The following is a 15,344-nucleotide window of genomic DNA, read 5'->3' as shown; positions in this document are numbered from 1 at the left end:
TCATTTGAGAGTGCTCCCCAGCCACCATGCCTCGCTTTGCCGTTACGACTCCGCTGTACTATGTCAACGGCCTGCCCCATCTCGGCAGTGCCTACACCACCATTGCGGCGGACGCGATCGCCCGCTATCGACGCTTGCGGGGCGATGAAGTTCTACTCATTACTGGCACTGACGAGCACGGCCAAAAAATTCAGCGCACTGCCGAAGCTCGGAATATTCCTGCCCAACAACATTGCGACGAAATTGCCGCTGAATTCGATCGCCTCTGGCACCTGCTCGAAATTCGCTACGATCGGTTCAGCCGCACCACTTCCCCCCGCCACAGCCAAATTGTCAGGGAGTTCTTTCAGCGGGTCTGGGATCGCGGCGACATTTACTTGGGCCACCAACAGGGCTGGTACTGTGTCGGCTGCGAAACTTTTTACGACGAATCTGAATTGCTAGAAGACCATATCTGCAGCATTCACCACAAGCCCACCGAATGGCGGGACGAACCCAATTACTTCTTTCGCCTTTCTCACTATCAAGAGAAACTCGAAACCCTCTACGCCGAACGGCCCGAGTTTATCCAACCGGACTTCCGTCGCAACGAGGTGCTCAACTTCGTCAAGCAGGGCCTCAAAGATTTTTCCATTTCCCGCGCTCATGTGACCTGGGGTATTCCCCTACCGAACGATCCCGACCAAACCCTTTACGTTTGGTTTGATGCTTTATTGGGATACATCACCGCTCTCTTGGAAGCAGATGAAACGGCTAGCCTCGATAATGCGCTGCGCAAGTGGTGGCCCATCAATTTGCATCTAATTGGGAAAGATATTCTGCGCTTTCACGCAGTTTATTGGCCTGCTATGCAAATGTCTGCTGGAATTCCTGTCTCGCAACAGGTGTTCGGCCACGGTTTTCTAACCAAAGACGGACGCAAAATGGGCAAAAGTCTGGGTAATGTCCTCGACCCTTACGACTTAGTGGAACAGTATGGCACTGATGCCGTACGCTATTATTTCCTCAAAGAAATTGAGTTGGGTCAGGATGGTGACTTCAGCCAAACGCGCTTTGTGGATATTGTGAATGCCGACCTAGCCAAAAATTTAGGCAATCTGCTCAATCGCAGCTTGTCAATGCTCCAGAAATACTGCGAATACACCATTCCCGAGCTGGAGATAGCGGCAGACCATCCGCTGCGGGCGATCGCCGAGGCACTGCCAGAACAGGTGGCTGAAGCCTACGATCGCTATCACTTCAAGCAGGCTGGCAGCCTTGTCTTAACGCTGTCTCAAGCCAGTAATAAGTTCTTGGAAACCGAAGCGCCTTGGACTCTATATAAGCAGGGGAATCGAGCCGCCGTCGAACGAGTGCTCTACTCCGTGTTGGAATCGGTGCGCATCGCTGCCATTCTGCTATCGCCAATCGTACCGGACCTGAGCCTGCGTATTCTGGTGCAATTGGGATATACCCTCGACAGTATCGATCGACTCGATTGGGCAATGGTTACTTGGGGGGGTCTTTCTGCTAAGGTTCTCAAACATTCTCCTAAACCCGTCTTTCAGCAGCTAAGCTAGCTACAGCAGATTCATCGCAAGTTCAAAAATAGAAGCATACTGATTGAAGTCGATGCTTGCAACAGAAGTTAGCTCCATTATTGCCTCGAGGTTTCAATCGATTCCTTTTTCAGATTTTACTTTTTTAAAGTTTTTTTTTAGGACGTTATACGAATGCTATCTTTTGCCTCTGAAACAGGCCCTACAATAGAAAATTTTCTTGAGAATCGCGGTCGGGTTGCTATTTTCATTGATGGCTCGAATTTGTTCTATGCAGCTCTCCAGCTCGGTATCGAGATTGACTACACTAAGCTACTCTATCGATTAACCGCAGGCTCCCGCTTGCTGCGAGCGTTTTTCTATACAGGGGTCGATCGCGCAAATGAAAAACAGCAGGGTTTTTTGCTGTGGATGCGGCGCAATGGCTATCGGGTGATTGCTAAGGATTTGGTACAACTGCCCGATGGGTCCAAAAAAGCTAATTTAGATGTAGAGATTGCAGTGGATATGCTAACACTCGTGCGATCGTACGATACGGGGATTTTGGTCAGCGGCGATGGCGATTTGGCCTATGCGGTCAATGCCGTCAGCTATCAAGGGGCGCGAATTGAGGTGGTCAGTTTGCGATCGATGACTAGCGACCAACTGATCAACGTGGCCGATCGCTATGTCGATTTGGAAACCATTCGGGACGATATCAAGAAAACCCCCCGTCACTCTCCTGGCGATCGCTCTGCTGTTGACAAAGAAGAGTAGTCGCAACAGCCGCGCTTCCCTTTTGTCAGCAGCTACCCAGTGAAAAGCACCAGAACATTTCGTTCTGGTGCTTTTGGTGCTTTTCACTCCATTGGAGCTTTTCAGATCCGCTATGCCAGAGCGGGCTCGGGCTCGGGAGCGGGCATAACCACAGGACTGCTGTTAATCATGGTTTGGAATTCGTCACCATCAATGGTTTCCACATCCACTAGGCGTTCTGCAATTCGAGTCAGAAGCTCGCGGTTTTGCTCAATGGTTTTGTGGCATTTCTGGTAGGCCAAATCCACCAAGCGGCGAATCTCAGCATCAACCGCAGCAGCCGTTTCGTCGGAGTAATCTCGCTCGCTAGCAATCTCGCGACCCATGAAAGGATTTCCAGATTGGCGACCGAGGGCGACGTTACCGATCCGATCGCTCATGCCGAAGCGCATCACCATATTGCGAGCAATGCGGGTCACCTGCTGCAGGTCGCTGGCTGCCCCAGTAGTTACCTCTGCGTCCCCAAACACCACTTCTTCTGCCACTCGACCGCCTAGGGCGACTGTCATCATGTTGAGCAAGTGAGAGCGGGTCATCAAGCCAATGTCGTCATCGCTGGGCATAAACCAGGTGAGACCGCCCGCTTGACCGCGAGGGATAATGGTCACCTTCTGAACGGAGTCGTAATTGGGCATGAGTGCCCCCACCAAGGCATGACCTGCTTCGTGGAAGGCCACCAATCGCTTGCGCCGATCGCTCAACAATCGCTCCTTCTTCTCCGGACCCACCAAGACGCGATCGACCGCATCGTTGATCTCGTCCATCGAAATTTCATTCAAATTGCGACGGGCAGCCAAAATTGCGGCTTCGTTGAGCAGATTGGCCAAATCTGCACCGGTAAAACCGGGGGTACGGCGGGCAATTTTCTCCAGGTCTAGATCTTTGCCGAGGGTCTTGCCCCGCGCGTGGACCTGCAGAATCTCGCGGCGACCCGAGTAATCGGGGCGATCGACAGTCACTTGGCGATCGAAGCGACCGGGGCGCATTAAAGCTTGGTCGAGGACGTCGGGACGGTTGGTGGCAGCGATGACGATGACACCGGAGTTGCCCTCAAACCCATCCATTTCTGTCAATAGCTGATTGAGGGTTTGCTCCCGCTCGTCGTTACCGCCTCCCAAACCTGCGCCGCGCTGCCGACCGACGGCATCAATTTCATCAATAAAGACAATGCAAGGGGCATTTTGCTTAGCTTGCTCGAACAGATCGCGCACGCGGGAGGCACCGACCCCCACAAACATTTCGACAAATTCAGACCCGGAGATGGAGAAGAAGGGGACGCCCGCTTCGCCCGCGACGGCACGAGCCAGCAAGGTTTTACCCGTACCGGGAGGCCCCACCAGCAGCACGCCCTTGGGAATTTTGGCTCCCACAATGGTAAAGCGCTCGGAATTTTTGAGGAAGTCAACCACTTCAGCCAATTCCAGCTTGGCCTGTTCGATACCCGCCACATCGCTGAAGGTGATTTGTGTTTTGGGTTCCATCTGAACGCGGGCGCGGGATTTGCCGAAGTTCATGGCTTGGTTGCCAGGGCCAGATTGGGCGCGGCGGACTAAAAAAAACAGGAATCCAATAATTAGCAAAGGAATAAAAAGCTGGCCGAGGATGCGCAATAGGGGACTGTCTTTCTGAACCGGCTTGACATCAAATAGAACATTGTTGTCTAGTAAGGTTTGTGAAAAGTCATCCGGTAACGGCACGGGCAGTTCGACTCTGCGCTCTTCGTTGTTGGGCTCTAGCTTGACGATCGCCAAACTGCCATTTTCTAAGACGACCTGAGACACCTGGCGGCTTTCGACCCTGTGGAGCAGTTCGGAGTAAGACATCTGCTTGGGGGTGGGAGAACCACCATTAAACAGATTGAGCGTGACTAAGCCGAGAACTACTGCCAGTAAGGCGTAGAGCCCGACATTTCTCCATTTCTTGTTGTTCACTAAATCAGTCCCCTTTGGCTGAATCTTGACGATCGAGCGGTCCCAAGCAGTCTCAAACGACTTTATCCCGAACCACTGGCTCAAACCTGTGCGTTACCACCAGGATAGCGATCCCGGCTATAAGAGTTTGAATATTGTTAATTTATATTAACTCAGAATGAGGAAATGCCCAACCTCGAAGAACTGAGGGGATGCGATCGCGCTGCTGCGATTACTCTTCCGTAATTTCTCGCTCTAGCGGCACCTGTTCCAACTCCTGAATGTCGGGAAACTCCACCAACTGCGCTTCTTCTCGGCGCACCTGTACGGGCAACTCCAGCGGCTCTTCGATCCAGCAGCTCGCGGTGGGCAAGGTTTGCTCCAGTTCGTCCAACGGGCGCGGAATCACCATCACCCCATGCAGTTCGCCAATTTTTTCTGCTTCAGCCATACCCACATCCAGGGCCAACACTACATTGGCCACCTTGCCGCGCACGATCGCCGTACACAGTGCATCCCCCGTCTTGATGTAGGCGGCCAACTGCACCTCGGCGGCCTTGAGCATGGCATTGGCAGAGCCCACTAAGGCAGGGAAGCCGCGAGTTTCCAACAACCCCACCGCTTGGTTGCTGAGCCGACTGTAGCCATCCTGGCGCACCAACTGCTGAAAGCGGCTACTGATGGGCAAAACCACCTCTAAATTTTCTGAAGGACGCGGTATGACAGCACGAGCGACCAGTTGGCCGATATCCTCCGCCATCTCCGCTCCAGCCGATACCGCCAAGCGCACGTCGGCGTATCCCCCTCGCACGATCGCCGTACAGTAGCCGCTGCCAATCTGCTCGTATCCGATCAGTGTCACCCCGGCAGTTTTGAGCATTGTGTCTGCAGTTCCCACCACTGCTGGAAAACTGCGGGTGGACACCATTCCCAATGCCCCTTCGCTCCAAGCACGCTGGCGTGCCCGACGATCGGCGTCGGTTTCGAAGGGGGGCAGTTTGAGTTCGCGGCTCTCCATCGATCGGGGGGTTAAGGAAACGCAAGGTCGGGCGAGCGATCGCCCGCCGCCAGCTCTGGCAAAGTCGGATTACGAACCCTCCGACGGGGTTGAGGGGGGCAAGCTGGAATCCGATGCCTCGGGAGTTGAGGAGGGTGCGTGAGGAAATAGAGATTTCATCAGGCGATTGACTTGGGATTTCCCAAAGGCTCGGGCGGGGGGCTGAGGCGGAGCTTGGGTCGTTAGGGCAGAGGGATCTGCGCTGCCGACAGCCCCATTGTCAGCCTGACTGCTACTAGCATAAGCCTCGTGGCTAGATGCTGTCGGTTCGGCAGAGACAGTCGGCGGCATCACTGCTGTCGCGATCGGCTCGATCGCTCCATTCGATAAATTACCCTCAACTGGGGGACCAGCCGCGAGTGCCGGGTCAACTGGCGGCCCCGAAATCAGTCCCGAAACTTGACTGGCCCCAGTGGGGGCAGCTGGCGCATGACTCGGTATGACAGAAGCATTCAGGTCTGTCTGCATAACAGATTCTGCTTGCTTGGATGGCGAAGCCTCCCGAGCGGGGGAGCGAGCCTCTAAAGGACCCATCAGACTGCCGGGAGGAATGATTTGCCCTGCTTCAATGATACTGTTGCGCATCGTTGAAGACGATCCCACACAGCTATGGGAACCCACCGAAGCGTAGCCGACCACCAAAACCCCTGCCCCTAGGTTTGCGCCCGCTTCGATCTCAATCGTGCCTTCACTAGCATGCAATAGCACCCCCATGCCGAGACAAGCCCCCGCACCGATAGCAATCTTGCAATTGGGATCTGCCCTCAATAGTGTCCCCGACGCGATTGTGGCTGAGGGATGAATCGTGACATCGCCCCCGACGTGATAGCAACCGGGTTGTTCGACAGGTTGTAAGGGTTGGATGTACATCAACAGGAACCTACCGAGCGGGAGGTCGACAAGGGTCAGTGGGGTCGCTGCACGATCTCCTCGAAGACGCGACGCTTGGCTTTGGCATCGATGCCAATCAGCTTGACATAGTCGCTGGGGTGTTCGCTCAAGCAGGCAGCCACCCCCGATAGGACCTCATTACCCACTGGCACACTCTGCCAGGATTTGGCTCTGAACCGGCGCTTGTCAGCATATTCCAGGCCAATCTGATAGCCCTGCGACAGCAATTGCCGAATTTGTTGCTGTAGCTCGGCAGAGACTGGCTGGCTGTTGCCGTAGCTGCTGCCCGTCTGGGTGCTTCTGTTGCCCCTCCGGGTGCGACCATTGCCCGTTTGGGTACGACTGCCCGTTTGGGTACGACTGCCCGTCTGGGTGCGACCATTGCCATTGCGGGCCGGTGCGGCTGCAGTAGAAGCCCCTTGGCCGGGACGCTGAATGACTTGTTCCAGAATGCGCTTCTTTGCTTTTGTATCGACGACCAGTAGCTGGACGTACTCGTCGGCATGCTCTTGCATGCAACTGTCTAAAGCGGCTAATATCCCTGACTCAGTCGTTGCGTCGAGTAGGCCGCAACTTTGCCAAGATTTGGTGCGGAAGCGACGCTTGTCGGCGTGTTCGGTGCCGATGCGGTAGCCTTGGGCGATCGCCTGACGAACTCGCTCGATCGCGTCTGCGCTAATGCCGGACCCCTGCGAACTTCCACTTCTAGCCGAAGGGCGATAACTGGAGCTGCTGCGGTTAGTAGAGGCTGCCGATATGACTTGGGCGGGAGCCTCTCCCGGACGCTGAATAATTTGCTCCAGAACGCGTCTCTTCGCTTGGATGTCAACGCCCAGCAGACGGACGTAATCCCCCCTGTATTCCTCTAAGCAGGCGCGCACCGCCGCCACCGCTTCGGAAGGATTGCTGGACTGAACCAGACTGACGCTAGTCCAGGATTTAGCCCGGAAGTGACGCTTGTCAGCCACTTCTAAGCCAATTCGATAGCCCTGGCCAACTAACTGGCGCACCGTATCTTCAATTGACCCCGAGATGCTGGCAGGGGCGGTGCTACTGCGACGACCGCTGCTGGCGATTCCCGACGAGCTGGCCGAGTAGCGGGTCGAGAACTGAGTGGGAGCATCGCCGGGGCGCTGAATGATGACCTCTGCCACCCGGCGCCTGGCCTGAGTATCGACGCCCAACAGCCGCACGTATTCCCCCTGGTGCTCTTGGCAGCAGGTTTCTAGTGCTGCCATCACTTGACCCACTTGATGGGATGCGATCGCCGGACAAGTGGACCAAGACTGCGTGCGGAAGTGACGCGCGTCGGCATGTTCTGTAGAGATGCGGTAGCCTTGGGCCAAAAGCTGCCGTACCTGTTCTTGAATATCCATAGAAAGACCTGACCTCTCGCCGTTGGAAAAACTTTGACCGTTGCCGATCTCGCCCCTTGCGGGGGAACTCAACCCACCCCTGTGCTGCTCGACCTGCTCGTTTTGAACGGGCGCGATGCAGGTATCATCCGCCATGCATCGATAGCCCGCGCGAAGGGCGTCGTTGACGCCAATCACCTCAGCCGTAAAGTGCAGATCTTCCGGCTGCACGTCCGGCAGGCGATCTGCCTGTTGCTGGTTGGCAATTACCGATCCCGACGGTACGTACTTACCCGGCGGAATTTCGACATCTTGAATCAGGGCGTGCATCATGACAATACAGCCGCGATTGACCCGTGCATTGAAGACGGTGGAGCGAAAGCCGATAAAGCAATCGTCGCCGACGTAGGCAGGACCGTGAACTAAAGCTTTATGGGTGATGGAGGTATTGTTGCCCACCCAGACGGAATAGCGTTCGCCATCATCTCCCAGCACGCGACCTTCTGCCAAGCCGTGGATGACGACGCCATCTTGAATGTTGGTATTCGCCCCAATCTGAAATGGCGCACCTTCGTCCGCCCGAACGGATGTGCCCGGAGCAATCAAAACATTGTCGCGAATGCGAACGTCCCCAATGATTTTGGAGAAGGCGTGGACGTACGCACTGGGAGCGATGGTGGGTTCTACTAGCCCTCTAGACCAGGGGGTAGGAGGCGCAGCGATGGTGCGAGCAGTCACAATCTAAGTCCTTTGACATCTATGTCCTTTGACTAAGTCCTCTGAAAAATCGTCCTCTGTCCTCTGAAAACCTAGATCCTCTGAAAATCCAGATCCTCGTGAAAATTTGCAGCAACCGAAAGCAACGGTCGAACCTCTCGGAGCAAAGGGTTGCACTAGAGGATTTGAAACCCAGCTACAACCCAGTCACTTAACTGCGATCGCCGGAACCGCCAGAGTTGCCTTTGGGAGGACTGTGGGGCAACCTGTTCTGGCCTGGGGCTAGCGATCGCGATCGCGCTTGCTGTAGAGCAATTGCTTGTCAACAGAGACCGTATCGATAATCCCAACCACCAATGCATCCACCGGACGAGGTCGGTCTGAATATATCTGACGGGCACCGCTACCGAGCGTTACCAACACCCACTCCCCTTCACCGGCCCCCACACTATCGGTCGCCACTTCGCAATCGGAGATCGGCTCGCCATCAGCTCCAATAAACTGAACTAGCAGGAGGCGAGAGCCGCCCAAGCTAGGTTCCTTTTGCGTACTGACCACGGTACCGCGAACAATTGCGATTTTCATCTACGAAAACAACCCCAATCTGTGTCAAAACCCGATTAGGGACGCAGCGAACGGATACCGCTGACGCTCTCGCGGAATTGCTCCACTTCTTCGGTGTAGCGGATGGGCAGTACGTACTCCAGGTTCTCGTGGGGACGAGCAATGATGTGGTGGGACAGCACCTGGCCGCCACTCACCCGCTTCACCGATTCAATCCCGGCAGACACAGACGCCTGCACTTCGGAGACATCGCCGCGCACAATCACGGTGGTGCGGCCACTCCCGATCTTCTCGTAACCCACCAGTGTGACGCGGGCGGCTTTAACCATAGCATCTGCCGCTTCCACCACAGCGGGGAAGCCCAGAGTCTCAATCATTCCTACTGCGATCGCCATGTCTTCTCCTTTGGCACGCTATCGATGCGCGCTCTATTATATTTTGCCGAATCCAGATTTTGCCGAATCCAGGCAGCACTCGGTCCAAAAACCTCCTGCGTTCAGTTGGCCTGCAGGGAGCCAAACGGTGCCCAATTAAACTGCCTCTCTGGCTGCATGCACTGCCCTAACCCACTTAGAACCATTTAGAAGGTGTCGTTCACTTTATTCAATGTGATTCGCGAGAGGAGATCTGGAGATCGCAGCAGCAGCTCCGCAAGCCATCTCCACCCTTGAATCGCCCTCGAACATCTATTCGCAAGGGGGCCAGTTGGCTGATTGTCAGTCAGTAGGGCACCCCGGTAGACGATGAGTTAGTAGGAGAACTGACGAACTTCTTCGGTGTAGCGGATGGGCAGCACGTACTCCAGGTTCTCGTGGGGACGAGCAATAATGTGGTGGGACAACAACTCGCCGCCACTCACTCGACGTACAGACTCAATCCCGGCAGACACAGACGCCTGCACCTCAGACACGTCGCCGCGCACAATCACGGTGGTGCGGCCACTTCCGATCTTCTCGTAGCCCACCAGCGTAACGCGGGCAGCTTTCACCATGGCATCTGCAGCTTCAACAACCGCAGGGAAGCCCTTAGTTTCAATCATTCCCACAGCAATCGGCATCAGTTTCTCTCCCGATCGATCCTTTCATAGCGTAAATCACACTTCATCAACCGCGCGAAAGTTCGCTAACTTTCCATAAGAAAGAGCGTCCCAATCGTACGAAAATGTATTTTTGAAGCCAAGTTAAAGCATAGGGGTTAGGGGTTAGACCTGACAACATAAGCTCCAATTATTATTTTAAATTCGACTCATTACTCAAACTAATGAAAAGGAATTTATCTGTTTGTAACAAAAGATGTATCGATCCCCTCGGCCGACTGACGACGTGCTCTCCGCGCGAGTCGCTGTCGAGATAGGCTGAAATGCTTGCAAGCCGAGGAGATCGCTGCGTGGGGATCGCGAGTACTGTTGTGCTTGAGGGCTTGCTGGGACAGTAGCTGACGTCAGTCGGCGACTGGTAGAGATACCCGAGATCGCGGCTTTCTTTCTCCAGTGCTGTAGATCGCTGCGGGATGGCGGGCTTACGATCGAAGCACAGATTAAGGAAATACTAATAGATATAAATACCTGGTTAATCTCTTTGCTAAATATTTGCAGAGAGATCCTGCAGGGGCTATCGGCAGCGGTCTGGCATTGGGATCTTTCTAGCAGCAGAGAAAAATCTCTCGCGTGGGTTGGGCTCGATCGGGCGAGTCGGATGGCCTGTGGGGTTGGAGATGAGAAGTTGGCCGGGCGGGTAAACCGGCCAAAGGCTGTCGATCCTCAGGCAGGGTCGAGTGACGCAGTAGTGCATACTGCAAGATATTCCAGTTGCTATAGCGCAATGTCTGCCTAGAAATTCCGCCAAGCAATAGGAACTTCGCCCGAGGGTTGAGAGAATAGATCGGCGATAAGAATTTTGGGAAATGATTGATGCAGCAATTCTTCGTCCAAATCGGCTGGTGCTTGCCGCTATATGGCTTGTTTGGCGCGATCGCCACCATTCCCTGGGCGGCAGCCGGTTCGGTGCGCAGTTCCGGCCCCCGTCTCGGAGCTTATATCAATGTGCTGCTCAGCCTGTTGGCCTGCATCCACGGCGGCGCGATCTTGCAGGCAATTTGGAATACCGATGGATTTTCCATCCTGGTTCCCTGGCTGCAGGTGGTCAATCTCGATCTTTCCTTTGCCCTAGAGATTTCTCCTGTAACGGTTGGTGCGGCTGAATTTGTGGCGGGGCTGAGTTTGCTGGCTCAAGTGTATGCGCTGGGCTATATGGAAAAAGATTGGGCGATCGCCCGCTTTTTTGCTTTGCTCGGCTTCTTCGAGGCCGCCATTATCGCCCTGGCATTGAGCGATTCGCTGCTGCTCAGCTATGCACTGCTGGAGTTATTGACCTTATCTACCTATCTGCTGGTGGGCTTCTGGTATGCCCAGCCATTGGGCATGAATGCCGCTCGCGATGCCTTTTGGACCAAGCGGGTGGGGGACTTATTTCTGCTGATGGGCGTGGTTGCCCTCTCCGAGCTAGCAGGCAGTCTCAATTTTTCCGATTTAGCCACTTGGTCGCAAACGGCCCAGTTGTCCCCCCTTACCGCCACTTTGCTGGGCTTGGCCCTGATTGCCGGACCGACAGGCAAATGTGCGCAATTTCCGCTGCACCTATGGTTGGACGAGGCGATGGAAGGCCCCAATCCCGCCTCAATTTTGCGAAATTCTGTGGTAGTGACCAGTGGGGCTTACGTCTTAATTAAGTTAGACCCAGTGCTGGGACTTTCTCCGATCGCCTCGACTGTGCTGGTGGCTTTAGGGATTGGAACAGCCGTGGGAGCCTCGTTGGTGGCGATCGCGCAGGTGGATATCAAACGGGCTCTATCCCACACGACGAGCGCGTATTTGGGTCTGGTGTTTGTGGCTGTAGGCTTGCAGAGCACCGACGCGGCTCTGATGTTATTGCTCGCCCACGGAATTGCCAAAGCCCTACTGTTCATGAGCTGTGGCTCTGTAATCTTTACCACCCACACCCAGGACTTGACCGAGTTAGGGGGATTGGGGGGGCGCATGCCCGCCACGTCTACCGCATTTCTAGTGGGAACGGCGGGGATGTTGGCAGTGCTGCCTCTGGGGTGCTTTTGGGCCATGGTGCATTGGATCGAAGTGATTGGCTTGATTCGACCTGCATTGGTTGTCGTTCCTATTGCGGTAAACGGTCTGACGGCATTCAATCTCGTGCGGGTGTACAGTCTGGTGTTTGGGGGGCAAACCCAGCCGAAAACCAGACGCGCTCCAGAAGTGGCTTGGCCGATGGCAGTCCCTCAAGTGGTGGCGATCGCCCTCACATCGATCTTGCCGATCGCGATCCTCCAAAGAAGAGATGTGATTGTCGATCTGCAGTTATTGCCTTGGAGGACAGTGGGGGTGATGATAGCTTCTGGTGTTGCAGGTGCTAGCTTGTCAGCCGCGATTTATTTAGGAAGGCTGTGGCCCAAACCAGTGCGGCTGCCGATGCCCGCCTTGCAAAGCCTGCTATCCTACGGCTTTTATGTCGATCGCCTGTATCGATCCACCATCGTCTTTGCCGTCAGCAAACTGTCAAAGGCTAGCATCTGGCTCGATCGCTACATCATTGATGGGGCTGTCAATTTCGTCGGGCTGGCAACGGTGTTTGGAGGGGAAAGTTTGAAATACAGCAGCCCCGGTAAGTCTCAGATCTATTTGCTCACCATTTTGGTGGCATTGGGGCTGCTGGGGGTGCTCGTCAGTTGGTTGCCAATCCATGGCGGACTGTAAAGGGTTATGTGAAGGGATTGTATGCTCAGTAGCCTAATTTGGATACCGGTGGCAGGAGCGATCGCCATCGGCCTGTGGCCGGGTGAAATGGCCAACCAGAGAGCGCGGCAGTTGGCGTTGCTCTTTGCAGCGCTCGCCTTTGCAATGTCGTTGGCGATCGCCGCTCAATTCGACCTCAGTTCTGCGGGCATCCAATTCGAAGAAAAAGTCACTTGGATTGCTCCCCTGGGCTTGAACTACCGCCTCGGCATCGACGGCTTGGCCTTGCCTCTATTAATGCTGAATACTCTCCTCACAGGCATCTCCGTTTACAGCACAAAACTCTCGATTCCGCGACCCCGGCTCTACTATTCGCTGATCTTGCTGCTGGCTGCAGTGGTGGCAGGCGCCTTTACCGCTCAGAATTTGTTGCTCTTTTTCTTGTTTTACGAGATCGAGCTGATTCCGCTCTACCTGCTGATTGCTATTTGGGGGGGGAAGCGTCGCGGCTATGCCGCCACAAAGTTCTTAATTTATACAGCCCTCTCGGGCATTCTGGTGCTGACGGGCTTTTTGGGCTTGGTTTGGTTGGGCCATTCCCCCAGCTTCGATCTGGCTGACGCGAGGGCCAATGCTCTGCCTGCGGGCCTGCAAATCCTGCTGCTGAGCAGTATTCTGCTCGGGTTTGGCATTAAGACTCCGGTTGTGCCCCTGCACACTTGGCTTCCAGATGCCCACGTCGAAGCATCTACCCCTATTTCCGTGTTGCTGGCAGGTGTGTTACTCAAGTTGGGCACCTACGGTCTGCTGCGCTTTGGCGTGCAGCTCTTTCCCGATGTCTGGCCTGCAATCGCTCCCTGGCTGGCCTGGATTGCTGTAGTCTGTGCGCTGTACGGGGCCGTGATTGCCATCACCCAAACCGACATGAAAAAGATGGTGGCCTATAGTTCCATTGCCCATATGGGGTTCATTGTGCTGGCGGTGGCGGCGGCCAATCCCCTCAGTTTGCTGGGGGCCACGTTTCAAATGGTTAGCCACGGACTGATATCGGCGCTGCTGTTTTTATTGGTCGGGGTGGTCTATGCCAAAACGGGCACGCGCGATTTGCGAGTGTTGCAGGGCTTGCTCAATCCCAAGCGGGGGTTGCCAGTGATGGGCAGCCTGATGATTTTGGCGGCGATGGCCAGCAGCGGCATTCCGGGTATGTCGGGCTTTATTGCAGAATTTATTGTGTTTCGCGGCAGCTTGCCAGCGTTTACCCTGCAGACGTTGCTCTCGATGTTGGGCACCGGCTTGACGGCAGTCTACTTTTTGATTCTGCTCAATCGCGCCTTTTTCGGACGGCTGTCCCAGCAAGCATTGCGCATTCCCAGTGTGCTCTGGCGCGATCGCATTCCCCCCTTGATTTTGGCGGTTCTGATTGTCATTTTGGGCCTACAGCCCAATTGGGTGGCCCATTGCATTGAAGCCACGACCACGGCCATGACGCCTCCAAAGGCGATCGCCACTGCCCCTCCATTCGAGCCAGCCAACTTGGTCCTACTCAATCCCTCCCCCTCTCCCACATCTTTTGACTAGATGGCGATCGCCGTGCAAAAAACTGTCCCCCACTCTTCCTCCGAACCTCTGTCCGAGTACATCGATCGGCTTTTAGCTGGCGGCGTCTTGCTGCCGGAATCACCCACCAACCTATTGGAAGTGGTGGGGGCACTGGCCAGCTACGGCATTGTATTGGATGCCTATTCCATCAACTTGAATTACATCGCCGAGCATACCTTTCTCGATTGGTTCCCCTTCTTCAAATATTTCAATGGGGAGATGAATGTTCGGAAGCTGCTGCGGCACTGGCGACACGATCGCATTAACTACGAATATGCCGAATACTGCATGCGCGCGATGTTGTGGCATCGAGGGGGCGGTCTGGATGCTTACCTCGATTCGCCTGAGTTTCTAGAACGGGCTAAAGCGGCGATCGCCGCCCGCAGCCGCACCAATCCTCTCATGGTCGTATTGAACCGCCTGTTTCCCCAATATTTGCCCGAGCAGGTGCGCATGTTGTCCTACTACAGCGGCTTGGGGCAATTCTGGCGGGTGATGAGCGATATTTTTATGGATTTATCGGATCGGTACGATCGCGGCGAACTCAGCTCCATCGGCCAACTCACCGATCTGATTCAGGCCGGAATTGTCGCCGCTGCCGGCCGCCCGATCGCCTACTCAGTCGTCTTGGGGGGCAAAACCTGCGACATTATCCCAAAATCCGTCGGTTTGACGTTTCTGCCCGACACCGCTATCCCCTATGTGGAAAGCATCTTTTTCCGGGGTACCCCCTTCTTCGGCATCGTGTCTTACAATGCCCAGGCCCATCAGATTCCTGCCGAACAGGGGGACTTTGCCTACGGTGCCCTCTACGCCGATCCCCTTCCCCTCGGCGGTGCTGGCATCCCCCCTACCCTGTTGATGCGGGATATGGAACGACATTTGCCGGACTATTTGCACGAGTTTTACCGGATGAGCTGTCGGGGGGAGGACGACCTGCACGTTCAGGTGGGGCAGAGCTTTCAGAAGTCGATGTTTTGCGTGACGACGGCAGCGATTCGGGGTTTGGCTCCCCATGCCTTAGACACGAGCGATCCTGCCGAGCGAGCGGCGAATCGAGCTTATTTGGCAGGCTGGATGAAACGCTTGCAGACTTCCCAACTGATATCGGTGAACCAAGCCGTCACGAATGCCAGTTGTACGCTGTATCCGGCGGAGGAGTTGTCGGGGGGCTAG

The 15,344-nt window shown here is 55.1% G+C and carries 12 protein-coding genes; 5 read left to right on the top strand and 7 right to left on the bottom strand.

What is annotated here, in order from left to right; genetic code table 11:
• The first annotated feature begins 26 nt into the window (after window positions 1-26).
• Entirely contained in the window at window positions 27-1,559 is a 1,533-nt protein-coding gene (gene metG, locus SYN7336_RS05470) for a methionine--tRNA ligase (RefSeq protein WP_017324921.1), read from the top strand.
• A 153-nt stretch (window positions 1,560-1,712) separates the two neighbouring features.
• A complete protein-coding gene (locus SYN7336_RS24575) occupies window positions 1,713-2,294 on the top strand; it encodes an NYN domain-containing protein (RefSeq protein WP_017324920.1) in 582 nt (193 codons plus the stop codon).
• 110 nt (window positions 2,295-2,404) lie between these two features.
• On the opposite strand, the gene ftsH is transcribed toward SYN7336_RS24575, so the two are convergent.
• The 7 genes from ftsH to SYN7336_RS05425 form a co-directional block, all read right to left on the bottom strand.
• A complete protein-coding gene (gene ftsH, locus SYN7336_RS05460; RefSeq protein ID WP_017324919.1) occupies window positions 2,405-4,264 on the bottom strand; it encodes an ATP-dependent zinc metalloprotease FtsH in 1,860 nt (619 codons plus the stop codon).
• A 211-nt stretch (window positions 4,265-4,475) separates the two neighbouring features.
• On the bottom strand, window positions 4,476-5,261 hold the full coding sequence (locus tag SYN7336_RS05455) for a BMC domain-containing protein (RefSeq protein WP_017324918.1): 786 nt from the start codon (window positions 5,259-5,261) through the stop codon (window positions 4,476-4,478).
• A gap of 69 nt (window positions 5,262-5,330) precedes the next feature.
• Complete coding sequence (locus tag SYN7336_RS27720) at window positions 5,331-6,170, bottom strand: hypothetical protein (RefSeq protein WP_017324917.1); 840 nt, start codon at window positions 6,168-6,170, stop codon at window positions 5,331-5,333.
• 35 nt (window positions 6,171-6,205) lie between these two features.
• Window positions 6,206-8,284 (bottom strand): ribulose bisphosphate carboxylase small subunit, encoded by a 2,079-nt coding sequence (locus SYN7336_RS05445; RefSeq protein ID WP_017324916.1) that lies wholly within the window; start codon window positions 8,282-8,284, stop codon window positions 6,206-6,208.
• Between the two features lie 261 nt (window positions 8,285-8,545).
• On the bottom strand, window positions 8,546-8,848 hold the full coding sequence (locus tag SYN7336_RS05440) for a EutN/CcmL family microcompartment protein (protein ID WP_017324915.1): 303 nt from the start codon (window positions 8,846-8,848) through the stop codon (window positions 8,546-8,548).
• A 35-nt stretch (window positions 8,849-8,883) separates the two neighbouring features.
• Window positions 8,884-9,222, bottom strand: a complete 339-nt coding sequence (locus tag SYN7336_RS05435; protein WP_017324914.1) for a carbon dioxide-concentrating mechanism protein CcmK — start codon at window positions 9,220-9,222, stop codon at window positions 8,884-8,886.
• Window positions 9,223-9,575: 353 nt separating this feature from the next.
• Window positions 9,576-9,884, bottom strand: a complete 309-nt coding sequence (locus SYN7336_RS05425; protein WP_017324912.1) for a carbon dioxide-concentrating mechanism protein CcmK — start codon at window positions 9,882-9,884, stop codon at window positions 9,576-9,578.
• A gap of 852 nt (window positions 9,885-10,736) precedes the next feature.
• On the opposite strand from SYN7336_RS05425, the gene SYN7336_RS05420 reads away from it, so the two are divergent.
• The 3 genes from SYN7336_RS05420 to SYN7336_RS05410 are packed head-to-tail and all read left to right on the top strand — an operon-like array spanning window position 10,737 to window position 15,344.
• Window positions 10,737-12,590: an NAD(P)H-quinone oxidoreductase subunit F gene (locus tag SYN7336_RS05420; protein WP_017324911.1), complete on the top strand. Its 1,854-nt coding sequence runs from the start codon at window positions 10,737-10,739 to the stop codon at window positions 12,588-12,590.
• A 21-nt stretch (window positions 12,591-12,611) separates the two neighbouring features.
• Window positions 12,612-14,147, top strand: coding sequence for an NADH-quinone oxidoreductase subunit M (locus SYN7336_RS05415; protein WP_017324910.1), 1,536 nt, complete (start codon window positions 12,612-12,614; stop codon window positions 14,145-14,147).
• On the top strand, window positions 14,148-15,344 hold the full coding sequence (locus SYN7336_RS05410; RefSeq protein ID WP_017324909.1) for a CO2 hydration protein: 1,197 nt from the start codon (window positions 14,148-14,150) through the stop codon (window positions 15,342-15,344). It abuts the gene before it with no gap.

The organism is Synechococcus sp. PCC 7336, from assembly GCF_000332275.1.
Lineage (GTDB): Bacteria > Cyanobacteriota > Cyanobacteriia > Thermostichales > PCC-7336 > PCC-7336.
Note: the sequence above shows the minus strand (reverse complement) of the source record. Positions and strands in the feature narration are given on the sequence as shown.

What these genes read in the sequence shown, in the direction of transcription:
- metG (WP_017324921.1), top strand. Translation starts at nt 27, where the DNA reads ATGCCTCGCTTTGCCGTTACGACTCCGCTGTACTATGTCAACGGCCTG.
- SYN7336_RS24575 (WP_017324920.1), top strand. Translation starts at nt 1,713, where the DNA reads ATGCTATCTTTTGCCTCTGAAACAGGCCCTACAATAGAAAATTTTCTT.
- SYN7336_RS05455 (WP_017324918.1), bottom strand. Translation starts at nt 5,261, where the DNA reads ATGGAGAGCCGCGAACTCAAACTGCCCCCCTTCGAAACCGACGCCGAT.
- SYN7336_RS27720 (WP_017324917.1), bottom strand. Translation starts at nt 6,170, where the DNA reads ATGTACATCCAACCCTTACAACCTGTCGAACAACCCGGTTGCTATCAC.
- SYN7336_RS05440 (WP_017324915.1), bottom strand. Translation starts at nt 8,848, where the DNA reads ATGAAAATCGCAATTGTTCGCGGTACCGTGGTCAGTACGCAAAAGGAA.
- SYN7336_RS05435 (WP_017324914.1), bottom strand. Translation starts at nt 9,222, where the DNA reads ATGGCGATCGCAGTAGGAATGATTGAGACTCTGGGCTTCCCCGCTGTG.
- SYN7336_RS05425 (WP_017324912.1), bottom strand. Translation starts at nt 9,884, where the DNA reads ATGCCGATTGCTGTGGGAATGATTGAAACTAAGGGCTTCCCTGCGGTT.
- SYN7336_RS05420 (WP_017324911.1), top strand. Translation starts at nt 10,737, where the DNA reads ATGCAGCAATTCTTCGTCCAAATCGGCTGGTGCTTGCCGCTATATGGC.
- SYN7336_RS05415 (WP_017324910.1), top strand. Translation starts at nt 12,612, where the DNA reads ATGCTCAGTAGCCTAATTTGGATACCGGTGGCAGGAGCGATCGCCATC.
- SYN7336_RS05410 (WP_017324909.1), top strand. Translation starts at nt 14,148, where the DNA reads ATGGCGATCGCCGTGCAAAAAACTGTCCCCCACTCTTCCTCCGAACCT.